The sequence below is a fragment of the Rhodococcus sp. PSBB066 genome, assembly GCF_017068255.1.
Classification (GTDB): domain Bacteria; phylum Actinomycetota; class Actinomycetes; order Mycobacteriales; family Mycobacteriaceae; genus Rhodococcus; species Rhodococcus aetherivorans.
The window spans coordinates 5,725,576-5,739,094 of the sequence record NZ_CP070859.1 but is presented as its reverse complement, the minus strand read 5'-3'; the positions used below and the strand labels follow the sequence as shown (position 1 = coordinate 5,739,094).

At 70.1% G+C, this 13,519-nt stretch carries 11 protein-coding genes; 3 read left to right on the top strand and 8 right to left on the bottom strand.

Annotated features, from left to right (window positions below; all coding sequences use genetic code 11):
* The first annotated feature begins 34 nt into the window (after positions 1–34).
* Positions 35–835 (top strand): hypothetical protein, encoded by an 801-nt coding sequence (locus JYA75_RS26165; protein ID WP_235431169.1) that lies wholly within the window; start codon positions 35–37, stop codon positions 833–835.
* A 41-nt stretch (positions 836–876) separates the two neighbouring features.
* Here the strand turns inward: JYA75_RS26165 and JYA75_RS26160 are convergent, their stop codons facing one another.
* Entirely contained in the window at positions 877–2,346 is a 1,470-nt protein-coding gene (locus JYA75_RS26160; protein WP_006936231.1) for an FAD-dependent oxidoreductase, read from the bottom strand.
* A 28-nt stretch (positions 2,347–2,374) separates the two neighbouring features.
* Positions 2,375–3,226, bottom strand: a complete 852-nt coding sequence (locus JYA75_RS26155; protein WP_203329522.1) for an LLM class F420-dependent oxidoreductase — start codon at positions 3,224–3,226, stop codon at positions 2,375–2,377.
* Positions 3,227–3,386: 160 nt separating this feature from the next.
* Here JYA75_RS26155 and JYA75_RS26150 point away from each other — a divergent pair, with 160 nt between their 5' ends.
* Entirely contained in the window at positions 3,387–4,034 is a 648-nt protein-coding gene (locus JYA75_RS26150) for a TetR family transcriptional regulator (protein WP_006936229.1), read from the top strand.
* Between the two features lie 48 nt (positions 4,035–4,082).
* On the opposite strand, the gene JYA75_RS26145 is transcribed toward JYA75_RS26150, so the two are convergent.
* The 6 genes from JYA75_RS26145 to JYA75_RS26120 form a co-directional block, all read right to left on the bottom strand.
* Positions 4,083–4,907: a hypothetical protein gene (locus tag JYA75_RS26145; RefSeq protein ID WP_006946975.1), complete on the bottom strand. Its 825-nt coding sequence runs from the start codon at positions 4,905–4,907 to the stop codon at positions 4,083–4,085.
* A 212-nt stretch (positions 4,908–5,119) separates the two neighbouring features.
* Positions 5,120–5,257, bottom strand: a complete 138-nt coding sequence (locus JYA75_RS26140) for a methionine/alanine import family NSS transporter small subunit (RefSeq protein ID WP_072634473.1) — start codon at positions 5,255–5,257, stop codon at positions 5,120–5,122.
* A complete protein-coding gene (locus JYA75_RS26135) occupies positions 5,254–6,777 on the bottom strand; it encodes a sodium-dependent transporter (protein WP_152103895.1) in 1,524 nt (507 codons plus the stop codon). The genes JYA75_RS26140 and JYA75_RS26135 overlap by 4 nt, the downstream gene beginning before the upstream one ends.
* Positions 6,778–6,894: 117 nt before the next feature.
* The gene (locus JYA75_RS26130) at positions 6,895–8,046 is read right to left on the bottom strand and encodes a YbhN family protein (RefSeq protein WP_203329521.1); all 1,152 of its coding nucleotides are present in this window, start codon (positions 8,044–8,046) and stop codon (positions 6,895–6,897) included.
* Positions 8,043–9,476, bottom strand: a complete 1,434-nt coding sequence (locus JYA75_RS26125) for an HAD-IB family hydrolase (RefSeq protein WP_006946961.1) — start codon at positions 9,474–9,476, stop codon at positions 8,043–8,045. Before JYA75_RS26125 ends, JYA75_RS26130 begins: the two co-directional genes overlap by 4 nt.
* On the bottom strand, positions 9,473–11,815 hold the full coding sequence (locus tag JYA75_RS26120; RefSeq protein WP_185713802.1) for a glycerol-3-phosphate 1-O-acyltransferase: 2,343 nt from the start codon (positions 11,813–11,815) through the stop codon (positions 9,473–9,475). The genes JYA75_RS26125 and JYA75_RS26120 overlap by 4 nt, the downstream gene beginning before the upstream one ends.
* Before the next feature lie 170 nt (positions 11,816–11,985).
* On the opposite strand from JYA75_RS26120, the gene JYA75_RS26115 reads away from it, so the two are divergent.
* Entirely contained in the window at positions 11,986–13,467 is a 1,482-nt protein-coding gene (locus tag JYA75_RS26115; protein ID WP_029541706.1) for an AAA family ATPase, read from the top strand.
* Positions 13,468–13,519 lie beyond the last annotated feature (52 nt).

Below are 13,519 nucleotides of genomic sequence, written 5' to 3'. Positions count from 1 at the left end.
CAGGGTGGGCGGCAGTTCCCTTCTCTACCAAGGGATGACGCTGCAGCCCGACGGTGAGCGTTTCGCGCAGAGTGTGTCGTCGCGCATCGACTACGACCTGCTCGCCACCGAACACTTTCCCCGCGTGGCGCGGACGCTGCGCCTGCAGACCATCCCCGACGATCTGCTGAACCACGAGCGCTACCGCTCGTCGAGGCAATTCCTCGACCGGGTCGCCGAGGAGGGCTTCGGGCCACTCCGTGTGCCGATGCCCATCGACTGGGAGTTCGCCCGGCGGGAGCTGGCCGGCGAACTGGCGCCGTCGTACACCAACGGCGACCTGATCTACGGCGTGAACAACGGCGGCAAGTTCTCCGTCGACGTGACGTACCTGGCGGAGGCCGAGGCGACGGGTTACGTCCGCATCGAGACGCTGCACCGGGTCAACGACATCGAGCGCGGACGGGACGGCACGTGGATCGCGCATACGGACCGGATCTCCACGGACGGTGTGGTACTCGAACGCAAGCGCATCGTCGCCGACGCGCTGTTTCTCGGTGCCGGATCGCCGGGTACCACAAGGCTTCTCGTCAAGGCGCTCGCGAAGGATCTGATCCCGGATCTGCCCGACGCCGTGGGAACGGGATGGGGCAACAACGGAGACCGCGTGTTCTCGGTGACGACCACGCTGCTCGGTCCGGGTGCATGGCAGGGCGGTCCCGCGTGCGTCGGCTTCAAGGACCTCGGGAATCCGGCCGGTCCGCTCATGATCGTCACCGGCCCGGTGCCGTTCCCGGCCGACCTGCTTCTGAGCACCCCGAACCGGCCGAATGTCACATGGGTTCGATTCGATTGAACCCATGTGACATTCGGCCACACAACGGGATTCGGGAACGCTCAGTTCTCGGCGGCGGCGGCGACGCCGGCGCGACGGCCGAAGAAGCTGCTGTCCCCGAGCGACGTGCCGCTCGCGTAGCCCCCCGCACACACGCCGGAGGTGCACCGGCCCGCGGCGAACAGGCCCGGGATCGGTTCGCCCGAGACGTGCAGGACCTCCGAGTTCACGGTGGTGCGCAGGCCGCCGAGGGTGAAGCCCGCGGTGCAGTTGCGCAGGTCCAGGGCCGCGACGGGGGTGCCGATCGGCGTGACCCACTCCGGCTTCTTCCCGAGGACGGGATCGGTGCCGGCCGCGGCGTGCCGGTTGTACACCTCGACGGTGGCCTGCAGCGTGCCCTCCGGCAGGCCCATGTCGGATTCGAGTTCGGCGACGGTCTCCGCCGCCCACTTCGGCGGGAACCGGAAGTACGGGGTGGAACTCGTCGTCGTGCAACCTTCCTCGTATGCCGCCTCGTCGATGATCAGGTACGCCTGGTTGTCGTTCTCGAGGAGGGTGAGCTGCCCGATGCGTCCCGGGTAGGTGTCCTCGGGAACGTACCGCTGGCCGCGGCCGTTGACGAGGATGCCGCGCGCCATCAGCTGCGGGTCGGCGAAGAACGCCACCTCGGTGGCGTTCATGTGCGCGAGGTCGGCGCCGAGGGCCTGGGCCATCCGGATGGAGCAGCCGTCGTGCTCCTCGATCGCGGCGCCCGGGCGGCCGATCAGCTGCGGGGCGAACGAGGTGACCATGGCCTCGTTGTAGGCGAAGCTGCCGGTGGTGAGCACGACGCCGCGCCGCGCCCGCACGAAGACCTCGTTCCCGTACTTCTTGGCGGCGATCCCGACGACCCGGTCCGTGTCGTCGACGATCAGCCGCTGCGCCCGGATGTCGAAGACGGATGTCACGCCGAGGGATTCTGCCGTCTCGGCGAGCGGCTTCATCAGCATGTACCCGCCGCCCTGCTCACCGGTGCGCTTGTTGCTCATCTGCGGCACATGGCCGCGCGGGGCGGGTGTGGCGATCTCGTTGAACGGCGCGGAGTTCTCGCCCCCCGAGTACATCAGACCGTCGTCACCGGGGATCTCCCATCCGGGTTCGCCCCAGAACGCCGGTTTGAAGACCACTCCGTTGTCGGTGAGCCAGTGGTAGTGCTCGACGCTGCCGTCGCAGTATTCCGAGATCTTGGCCTCGTCGGCGCCGGGGCCGAGAGCGGCGAGCATGAATCTCTTCATGTTCTCCGGGGTGTCCTCGAACCCGAGCTCGCGCTGCAGCGGGGTGCCGCCGCCGAGGTAGACGATTCCCCCGGACAGGGAGGCGGCACCGCCCCAGCCGCCGGTGCGTTCGAGGATCAGCACGTCGGTGCCGGCCCGCGCGGCCTCGATGGCGGCCGAGACGCCGGCGATTCCGTAGCCGGCGACGACGACGTCGGCTTCGTGGTCCCAGGCGGTGACCTCTGCGGCACGGAGCGGGCGGAAGGGAGCTGTGGTCATGGAGGTGTTTCCTTCTCGGTCGTGACCGTCAGCGGGTCGGTTCCAGCGTGGCGGCGAGCTTGTCCAGGTAGGCGAGGATCTCGTCCTCCGAGCGGTCGGGCAGGCCGAACATCACTTCGGTCACGCCGAGGTCGCGCCACTGCTGGAGCTTGGCGGGGTCGGGCCGGCCGGCGAGGACGACGATCTCCGGGGCGCCGGCGCGGCCGGCCTCGGCCCAGGTGGCGCACAGCCGCTCGACGTTGTCGTCGATGTCGCGTTCGATCGGGGTGGTGATCCAGCCGTCGGCGGAGCGGGCGATCCACGCGAAGGTGCGCTCGGTGCCGCCCGCGCCGATCAGCACCGGTGGGCGGGGCTGCTGGATCGGCTTGGGCCAGGCCCAGCTCGGGCCGAACGAGACGAACTGCCCGTCGTAGGAGGCTTCCTCCTCGTTCCACAGCGCCTGCATCGCCTCGAGGTATTCGCGCAGGGCGGTACGCCGCTTGCCGGGAGGTACGCCGTGGTCGGCGAGTTCCTCGGCGTTCCAGCCGAAGCCCGCGCCGAGGACGACGCGCCCGCCGGAGAGGTGGTCGAGGGTCGCGACGGTCTTGGCCAGCGTGATGGGGTCGTGCTCGAGGGGCAGGGCGACCGAGGTGCCCAGCCTGATGGTCGAGGTGACGGCCGCGGCGAGTCCGAGGGCGACCCACGGGTCGAGCGTGCGGCGGTACCGGTCGTCGGGCAGCGTCGCGTTGCCGGTGGCGGGGTGTGCGGATTCGCGGCGCACGGGGATGTGGGTGTGTTCGGGGACGTAGAACGCGTCGAAGCCGCGTTCCTCGGCCGCTCGGGCGGCCGTCTCGGGCCGGATACCGCGATCGCTGGTGAACAGGGTGATGCCGTGACGCACGGAAGCTGCCTCCCTACTTGTCGGGTCCCCGCAACTGTAACGCGTTCTAGTGATTGGTGGAACCCGTTCCAGACACCTGTCCATTTTTTCGGTCAGGTCCCGGCGCCGGCCCGGGGAAGGCGCACTACGCTGGCGGGCAGGCGTACGAAAGGTGAGGACGATGGCGGAGCCGAGTGCAGCATCCCGAACGAAGGCGCGGTCCGCTTCGCTTCTCGGCGCGGACCTGAAGCCGGCCCAGCGCGCCCGCTACCTGAGGATCATCGAGGCCGCGAAGGAACTGGCCTCCGAGGGCGGATACGACGCGGTCCAGATGCGTGCCGTCGCCGAACGGTCGGGCGTGGCGCTGGGCACCGTGTACCGCTACTTTCCGTCCAAGAACCACCTGCTGGTGGTGGCGATGGTGCTGCTGTTCGAAGATCTGAGCAACAGGTTCGGCGACACCGACATCCCCGGCGACTCGGCTCACGAACGGATCATGTCGGTGCTGCACGGCTACATCGGCCGGCTCGAGAGCGACCACAACCTCTACGACGCGCTCGTGCGTGCGGCGATGTTCGCGGACGCCTCGTCGTCGGCCGAGCTCGACCGGCTCGGAGCGATCATCACCGGGATGTACGCCCGGGCGGCCGGGGTCGAGGTGGTCAGCGAGCAGCTCCTCAACGCGGTGCACGTGATCGCGGACGTGTGGATGTCGAACCTGGTGAGCTGGGCCGCCGGTCGGGCCACGGCGGATCAGGTGATGGCGCACATGGACAGCGTGGTGCGGCTCGTGTTCGACCGGCTGGAGAAGCTGCAGGCGATCGGCTGACGCGGCCGTCGCGTCCGGGGCGCGCATGCGCGCCCCGGACACGACGGATCAGGCGGGAACCTCCACGATGCCCACGGTCGGGAGGAAGAAGCACGACGTCTCGCCGTTCTGCACCGTGCCGAACACGGCGGCCAGGACGGTTCCCGAGCCGGTCGCGACCGGTGCCGCGCGGACTCCGCCGAGCGGGACCGCGCCGGCGAAGAAGTTCTGCACCGCGGCGGCGACGAGGGGCTTGGCGAACTCGGGCAGGCCGCCGGGAACGGCGAGGGCTGCGGCCTCGGCGATGGTGCCCATGGGCACGAATCCGCCCTGGAAGGTGTTGACGTTGAACCAGGCGACCTGCATGCCGGTGGTGTTCCCGCTGTCCTTCTCGACGCCCATGGGCACGAAGGCGAACAGGGTTTCGCCGGGATCGACGGCATTGACGGGACCGACCATCGGGATGTTCAGGTTGGGCCAGGGGCCGGGAGCCGCGCCGGCGACGGCGGGGGCGATACCGAGCGGCAGGCTGCCGCCCTCGGTGCAGAAGGGCGCACCGGTGGGGTAGAGGAACGGTTCGATGCCGAGGCCGCGCAGGAACTCCACGGCGTCCTCGTAGGCGGAGAGCGGGGAGTTCTCGGCGACGTCGGTGGCACCGCCGCGGGCGGAGCCGATGGCCTCGGCGGCGGCGAGCGCGAGCGCATCGGCGCCCGGCTGGGCCCGGAGCGTCTCGAGGGCGCCGAGGAGCGGGTCGGGCGCCGGCGCAGCGGCGACTGCGGGGTCCGCGGGGGGTTCGGCGGCCGCGACGGTCGGCAGCGCCAGAGCAGCGGCCACGGTGAGGGAGGCTGCGGCGGTGAGCCGGCGCAGCCTGCGCCGGGTGGTCCTGGTGGTCATGCTTCGCTCCTGTACGTGGTCGGAACCGGAACACCCCCCGCCCCGGAGTCGTGCGACGGCTCCGGGGCGGAGACCCATGGGTCTGGTGTTACTCGTGTGACTCATGGTGTTGGTGGGATCTAGCAGACCACAGGAAGAACAGACCGGCCAGTCCGGCGCGGCGTGGCGTTATTCAAACGAAACGAGTTGTGGCCGGTTCGAGACCGGACATTTCAGTCGTGGTGGGGTTCAACCGGCGTCTGCCCCGAAGTCTCGTCCGGATTCCGGCGCAGATGCAGCAGGCTGACGGTGAGACCGCCCCACACCAGCCCCAGCGCGACGAGCATCATCCCGATCGCAGATCCACTCACAGTCTCTCTCCCGCTTCCGTCGATTCGGTATGCGCCAGCTCGGCGTCGGTCAGGCCCCACGGTGCGAAGGACAATGCCACCGCGATCACGATCACCAGCGCCTGCACGCCCCACCCGAACGTCATGACGAGTGCATCCGGCAGGTCGTTGTAGCCCTCCCGGCTCCGATCCACGATCTCGCTGATCAGCATGTAGCCGAGCACGATGGGGGTGAGGACGCCGGCGAAGACCCGCCAGAGCAGGCCTACCCGGAACGACGACACCGAGTTGAGATGGTCCTGCAGTTCGGGCAGCCGGCGCAGCCCCCACGCGAGCACCACGAGCGTCGCGAAGGCGACCCCGACGATGCCGAACTGGTTGGCGAAGCGGTCGACCACGTCGAGGGTGTTCAGGCCGGTGGTGGTCGGGAACAGCAGCAGCGAGGTGACGCTTGCGACGCCACCGACGATCAGGACCGCCGGCACGCGGGTGAGGCCGGTCTTGTCCTCGACGGCCGACACGCACACCTGGATGATGCTGATCAGCGACGTGAAACCCGCGAAGACGAGCGAGCCGAAGAACAGCAGGCCGAACAGGGAACCGCCCGGCATCTCCGAGACGATCGTCGGGAACGCGATGAACGCCAGCCCGATACCGCCGCTGACCACCTCGTCGACGGCGACGCCCTGCGCCTGTGCCATGAAGCCGAGCGCCGAGAACACGCCGATTCCGGCGAGGATCTCGAAGCTCGAGTTCGAGAAGCCGACGACGAGACCGGAGCCCGTGAGGTTGGTCCGGTGCTTGAGGTACGACGAGTAGGTGACCATGATGCCGAACGCGACGGACAGCGAGAAGAAGATCTGCGCGTAGGCGGAGATCCACACCCCGGTGTCGGTCAGCGCCGACCAGTCCGGCCGGAAGAACGCGTCGAGACCGGTGGCGGCGCCGTCGAGGGTCAGCGCCCGCACCACCATGCCGGCGAACAGCACCAGCAGCAACGGCACGAAGAACCGGTTCGCCGCGCCGATGCCGCGCTGCACGCCCAGACCCAGGATGACGAGCACCACGAGCCAGATCCCGAGCAGCGGCCACGCCACGCCCGGGACGAAGTCGAGGCCGAACGTGGCGTCCGCGTTCATCTGCAGGAAGTCCTGCAGGAAGAAGGTCTCCGCGTCGTCGCCCCATGCCTGCGTGGCCGAGAAGAACGTGTAGCGCAGCGCCCACGCGATGATCACCGCGTAGTACACGCCGATGACGAAGCAGATGCCCACCTGCCACCAGCCGAGGCTCTCGGTCGCGCGCTTGAGGCGGTGGAACGCCAGCGGCGGCGACCCGCGGAACTTGTGACCGATCGCGTAGTCGACGAACAGCAACGGGATGCCCGCGGTCAGCAGGGCCACCAGATACGGCACGATGAACGCACCGCCGCCGTTCTCGTACGCGATGTACGGGAAACGCCAGATGTTGCCCAGCCCGACCGCCGAGCCGATGGCGGCGAGAATGAACACCGACCGGCCGGACCAGACCTCTCTCTTGCGCACCGCTGCGTCCTCTGTCACTGACGTACCTTTCCTCGGTTACAGACTGTCGACGCTAGCGCCCCCGCGGCTGCCTCGCGGCTGATCCGGGAGGGCGGACGCGGTGTGTCGGAGCGGAGCTCAGTCCCGCCACAGTTTGTCGAGTTCCGGACCCGGTTCCTCGTCCGGCGGGGCGCCGCGGTAGCGCAGGGCGAAGATCACCCAGCCGATCGACGCGATCATCAGGAAGCTCACGAGCCGGTATACGACGACGGCGGCCAGGGCCTGCGCGCCGGTCATCCCGCTGGCCGTCAGGGCGGGCACGAGCACGGCGTCCATCACCCCGAGCCCGGCCGGCAGGAGGGGGATTGCGCGGCTGGCGGCGGTACCGGCGGCGTACGCGACGGCGATACCGGCCAGGCTGGGCTTGCCGCCGATCGCGTACGCGGCGAAGGCGAGGCACGCACCGTCGCACAGCCAGTTGAACAACGACCAGCCGAACGCGCGCGCGGCGTGGGTGCGGTCGAGCTGGACCGCCTGGAGCTGCGCCACGATCCGCTTCCAGGCGCGGGCGCCGGCCCGCGCGGGCTTCTTGCGCAGGCGGTTCACGCCGCGCAGCGCGATGATGCCGATCGACTCGAACGCATCCGGCCGGCTTGCCGCGTACTGCACGAGCACCACGAACGCCGCGAATCCGCCGAGGGAAAAGATGAGCGAGAACGGGTTGGTGGTGGCACCGACGAGCAGCGCGCCGACCAGACCGAGCAGCGCCAGGCCCGCGGCCTGCAGCAGACCGGCCATCACCAGCTGCCAGGTGGAGACGACGGGGCTGGCCCCCCACTTGCGCATCTGCCGGTAGGTGAAGGTGGTGGCCACCACGGGTCCGCCGGGCAGGGTCACGCTCATCGAGTTCGCCGCGTACGCCACCGACAGGGACTGGCGCTGCGTCACGGTGACCCCGGCCGCGGACAGCAGGGTGCGCTGTACCCGGGCAAAGCTCGACATCTCGGTCAGCGCGGCCAGGATCGCCGCGCCCACCCACCACCAGCGCAGGTCGCCGAGGCTGCCGACGCTGGTCTTCAGTTCCGGCCAGACGAGAACGACCTCCACGGTGAGGACGACGACGAGCACGAGGCCGAGCAGCCACTTGAGGCGCCGGCGCCGGGTCGGCGACATTCCGCCGTTGCCGTTGCCGTTGCCGTTGCCGTTGCCGTTGCCGTTGTCTCTTCCGTGGCTCGGGGTGTGGTCGTGTTCGCCCACGGACGCGCCCCCGTTCTCACCCGCATCGGTCATGTGGTCGTGGGCCAGTTCGCCAGCGTCTTCCGGTACAGGTCCTCGACCTCCGCGACCCGTGTGCCGAGCTCCTCGAGGGTCCAGTCGCTCACGTCGATGGGATCGAGGACCACCACGTCGACGGTTCCCGGCCGCAGCACCGTGGAGTGCTTCCACAGCACCTCCCCGGCGTTGCGGATCACCACCGGCACGATCGGCACGCCCGCCTGCATCGCGATGTGGAACGCGCCCTTCTTGAACCGGCCGATCTCCGGGGTCAGGGAGCGGGTGCCCTCCGGCGCGATGATCACCGAGGTGCCCTCGCGCAGCGTGTCGACCACAGGACCGAGTGCGGCCTTCGCCTGCTCGGTGTTGGCCCGGTCCACGAACGCCGCACCGACGAAGCGGAGCACCAGCCCGAACAGCGGGTCGCTGGCCATCTCCTTCTTCGTGACCCCCGTGAAGCTGTGCCGCAGCACCCGCGCCATGATCACCGGATCGAGCTGGCTCTGATGGTTGAAGATGAATACCGCGGGGCGATGTGACCAGGCGTTGGCCTCGTTCCGAATGTTCACGTCGATGCCGGCGAGCGCGAGGGGCACCTCGCCGGTGAGGGTGGCGATCGAGTCGAGCGCCACCTTCTTGTTGCGGTTGAGCAGGCCGAGGCCGACGCCCGTCCACACCGAGCCGAACAGTCCGCCGTACGCCGCGAGGGTGCGGATCACCTCCTTGGTGCCCGGCGTTCCGCGCGGCCTGAATCGCAGGATCGGCCAGCCTTGCTCGGCGGCGGTGCGCTCGAGGTTCCGGTCCGGATTGGTCGGCGTCGGATTGCCCATCGTGGCGAGGAAGTCGGCGTCCTCGCCCCCGTTGGAATACGTGTAGCTCTGCTCGCGATCGATGTTGTTCGCCTCCGCGAACGCCACCACGGCCTGCGCTTTACCGCTGCGCCACAACGACTTCCCGTCCACACGGCCCGTGAGCACCCCGTCGCGCACCTCGAGGGGGCTGAACAGGACGTGCTCGACGCCGAGCGCATCCGCCGTCGCCTGGATCTGGTAGCGCGACGCCGAGGACGCGATCACCACCGTGTGCCCCGCCGCCTGATGCGCCCGGATGAGCTGCCACGCCTCGGGATAGATGTGGCCGGCGATCGTGGAGGCGAACAGCCGGCGCCCGATCTCGTACAGCTCCTCCTCGGTGTGCCCGCCCCACGCCTTGAACGCCACCGCGACGAACCGCTCGAAGTCCGCCTCGGTGTCGTGGCCGCGCAGGCCGTTGAGCATGGTTGCGGCGAGTTCGGCGGCGCCGACCTTCCCGGCGAGCAACCGGTCGCGGAAGAAGTGCAGACCGGAGAAGCCGTGGACGATGGTGCCGTCGAAGTCGAAGAATGCCGCGATCTCCGGACCCTTCGGCCCGGTACGCACGCGCTCGAGCGCTTCCTCGAGGATCACCGCTCCGCCTTTCTGTTGGATACGTCGAGAGACTCGGCGAGCCGGACCCGCTCACCCACCGCCAGCAGCTGTGCCGCGAACTCCTCCCGCTTCTGCCGAATCTCCTCGCCCCCACGTTCCAGCAGCCCGCGGTTGGCGGCAAGCTGTAACGCCGTCGTGAACAGTTCCGACGAGACCGATTCGGGTCCGAACAGCCGGCCCTGCAGCAGCATCTGCCGGCCGACCGCGACGCACTCGTCCAGGAACGCCTTGCGGTCGACCTGCAGGGACGGGTCGCGCCGCGCGAGCCGCTCGGCGACGACGAGCTGCGCGTCGAAGAAGGACCGCAGAGCTCGGTGCACCATGAAGAACCCGGTTTCGAGGAGCGCGGCCAGCGCGAGTTCCACGTCCGGCAAGGCGTTGCGCCAGGACGGCATCAGCAGGGCGATCTCGTCGCGCATGTCGGCCTCGAACCGGTCCCGGTCGGGGAAGAAGAACTCGAACTTGAGCAGGTCGCGCGCCGCCTTGGCCTCCTCCCACGCCGCCCGCACCGGGTCGAGGCCCGGATTGGCGTGCGCGTGGAGGATGGCCAGCTCCATCAGGGCACGGTTGACGAACCAGTGCACGCCGCTGTTGCGATAGAACGCCGCGACCAGGTGCTGCCCGGGCTGGATCGCGTAGACCGGCTCGTCCCCGCCGGCGTAGGTGGTGACCACACCGGCATCGCTCAGCGAGGCGAGGACGTTCGCGAGGCCGCCCTCGATGTCGAGGACGCCGAGTTCGCCCTGGGGTATCCCGCGGGCGTCGATGTACCGGCGCACCGGCGCGATCACCGCCCGCACCTCGTCCAGGGTCAGCGCCCGGTCCCGGACGCCGAGCAGAGCGAGGGTGACCAGGCAGTTCACCGTGACCGGGGTGTGGCAGTTGATGCCCACGGCCACCTCGAACGCGACCTTCTGCAGCGCCTTGCGGCTGCGCTCGCTCCCGGGCTCGGCCGGCTCCCCGGACAGCTCGGGATCCCCGCTCGTGGCGAGCTGCGAACGCATCGACAGCGGTTCGCCGAACCGCACGTACACGTTGCCCGCACGGCGCCGCTGATTGCGCGCGTACCGGGCCAGCCAGGCCAGGCCCTCGGGCTTCTTCTGGGCGCCCGTCTGTTCGGCCGCGACGGCCGCGACCTCGGCGAGCCCCTCGTAGGTGATGGACACCGGCACGAGCATCGCGTCCTCGACCCGGCCGCTCCGGATGGCGTTGGCCACATAGTTGAGCAGGCCGTAGCGGGGCGCGCGGAGTTTGCCGGTGCGGGTGCGGCCACCCTCGAAATACCATTCGAGGTTGAACCGCTTGGTCAGCAGATACGCGAAGTACTCCTCGAGCGCCGCCTTGTAGACGGCGTCGTCGCCGAAGCTACGGCGGATGAAGACGGTGCCGGTGCGCCGGGCGATCGGGCCGATCGGCCAGAACGTCAGGTTGGCGCCACCCATGAGGTGATTCCGCGGAAAATCGTTCCGGGCCAGCACGTCGCCGAGCACGAACGCGTCCGCGTAGGACCGGTGCGACGGCAGGAACACCAGCGGATACCGCCGGTTGACGTCGCGCAGGCTCCGCAGCCCGGACTCGTCGGCGTGCACGGTCCACGCCGCGGAGTGCAGCGGGCGCATCATCTCGGTGAACAGGTCGGTCACCAGCCGGGACTGGACGGCGACGAGTTCCCCGAGGGCGGACGTCGCTCGTACCCGGACCTCCTCGGGCGCGATGTTGTGCTCGGTGCTGATCGCGTCGAGCCGCCGCCGGAACGACGCCGAATCCATGATCTGCTCCGCCACCAGCCTCGGTACCTTGTACCGGTCGCCGATGACGGCACGCTCGGCCCGGTCGAGGCCCACCACCGCGCGGTGCGTCACGAACCGGGCGAACGACTCGGGTGCCGGGTCGCCGTCCTCGGCCAGGTGCCGGGCCCGCAGCTCGCTCAGCCGCGCCGGCTCGGCGAGAACGATCCGATACCGGTCGGGGGACCGCCCGACCAGCCACTTCTGCAGGAGCCGGTTCGGACTGCGCGGGTTGGTCAGCGCCACGACATCGGAGAACCGGACCCGGCGCTCGCCGTCCCGGGCCTCCGGCAGCCACACCACCCCGACGGGGAGCACGAGGGGATCGTCGTCCCGGTTCACGAGATCGCGCGCGAGCCGGCGCGGGTCGAGTTCCATCTCCTCGACCGGTCCGTCGGCGCGGTACTCCTTCGGCACCCGGTCCGACCGCAGCCAGCTCGCGATCAGCTTGCGCTCGATCGGTGTCGTCGTCTCGGCGACGACCACCGTCGGTTGTCTCCCGGATTCCGAGCCTCGCCCGTTCGTGCTCATGTCACCCCATTCCCGGATAGCCCGAGTGAAACGTACCGCGTCTCCGGCACCGGCTCCGGTGCAACCACACGAGAGACCTTCGGCACTTCTGCCGGCGCGCGATCCGGTCCACCCTGAGGCAAGGTGGGCAGCGTACCGACGTTCGACAAGCCTCATCGGGGAGGAACTCCGTGACCGGCACCGACCGATCCGAACCCGCATACGCGGCGATCCGCGAGACCCACACCTCGGTGGTGTTCTTCGTCGGGGGCCGCGTGCACAAGCTCAAGAAGCCACTCGATCTCGGGTTCCTCGACAACCGGACCCGGCAGGCGCGGGAGCGGGCCTGCCACCGTGAGGTCGAACTCAACCGGCGTCTCGCCCCGGACGTCTACCTCGGCGTCGCCGACGTGCACGGGCCCGACGGGCAGGTGTGCGAGCACCTCGTCGAGATGCGCCGGCTGCCCGACGACCGGCGGCTCGCCGCGCTGGTGCAGCGGGGCGAGCCCGTCGCCGGGGTCGTCACCGCCGTCGCGCGGCAGGTCGCGGCCCTGCACGCCGCGTCGCCGCGCGATCCGGCCATCGACCGGTGTGCCACGGCGCAGTTCCTCGACGGATTGTGGCGCGAGAGCCTCGACCACCTCGACCGCCTGCCCGTCGGGGCCGAGGCCGGCGACGCGCTCACCGCGATCCGGGACATGGCCGGCCGCTATCTCGCGGGCCGCGGACGGGTGCTCGACGAGCGGATCGCCGCCGGGCGGGCCGTCGACGGCCACGGTGATCTGCTCGCCGACGACATCTTCTGCCTCGACGACGGCCCCCGGATCATCGACTGCCTCGAGTTCGACGACCGGCTGCGCTACGGCGACGCCGCACTCGACATCGCCTTCCTCGCGATGGATCTCGAACGGCTCGGCGGCGAGGCGGCGGCGCGGCAGCTGCTGCCCGCCTATGCCGAGTTCTCCGCCGACGCGTTCCCGCCGTCGCTGATGCACCATTACATCGCGTACCGGGCCGTGGTCCGGGCCAAGGTCGCCGCGCTGCGGCACGAACAGGGTGACGAGCACTCGCGCGCCGGCGCGCTCGCGTTCCTGGACCAGACGCGGCGCAACCTCGACCGGGGCCGGGTCCGCCTCGTCGTCGTCGGAGGTCTGTCCGCCACCGGCAAGACCACCGTGGCCCATCTCGCCGGGCAGCACCTGGGTGCGACCGTGCTGCGCAGCGACGTGGTCCGCAAGGAACTGGCCGGTCTCGCCCCGACCGCCGATGCGACCGCCGCCGTCGGTGCCGGGCTCTACAGTGCCGCCCACACCGACGAGACCTACGGGGAGGTGCTGCGCCGCGCCGCCGTCGCGCTCACCCACGGCGAGTCGGTCGTGCTGGACGCGACGTGGCTCACCGAGGCTCGTCGCGCGGCGGCGCGTGCGGTTGCGGCCGCCGCGACCGCCGACCTCGTCGAGATCGAGTGCCGGGCGGACCCGGCGGTGCTGGTCCGCCGCATCGTGGCCCGGCGCGAGCGGGGCGACGACGCGTCCGACGCCACGCCCGCCGTCCTGGACGAGCAGCTGCACGTGCGCGACGAGTGGCCCACGGCTCGCGTCGTGGACACGAGCGACGGCGCCCTCCCCGATGCCGCGTGGCTGGAGCGGGAACTCGGTCCGGGACCGTGGTGAGGACAGGCTCGCATTGCTACCGCGGCGCGCGGAATCGCCCTAGCCTGGCGGC

Bases quoted from the DNA above. Each gene is read 5' to 3' on its own strand.
- JYA75_RS26165 (WP_235431169.1), top strand. From the start codon at position 35: ATGACGCTGCAGCCCGACGGTGAGCGTTTCGCGCAGAGTGTGTCGTCG.
- JYA75_RS26160 (WP_006936231.1), bottom strand. From the start codon at position 2,346: ATGACCACAGCTCCCTTCCGCCCGCTCCGTGCCGCAGAGGTCACCGCC.
- JYA75_RS26150 (WP_006936229.1), top strand. From the start codon at position 3,387: ATGGCGGAGCCGAGTGCAGCATCCCGAACGAAGGCGCGGTCCGCTTCG.
- JYA75_RS26145 (WP_006946975.1), bottom strand. From the start codon at position 4,907: ATGACCACCAGGACCACCCGGCGCAGGCTGCGCCGGCTCACCGCCGCA.
- JYA75_RS26130 (WP_203329521.1), bottom strand. From the start codon at position 8,046: ATGACCGATGCGGGTGAGAACGGGGGCGCGTCCGTGGGCGAACACGAC.
- JYA75_RS26120 (WP_185713802.1), bottom strand. From the start codon at position 11,815: ATGAGCACGAACGGGCGAGGCTCGGAATCCGGGAGACAACCGACGGTG.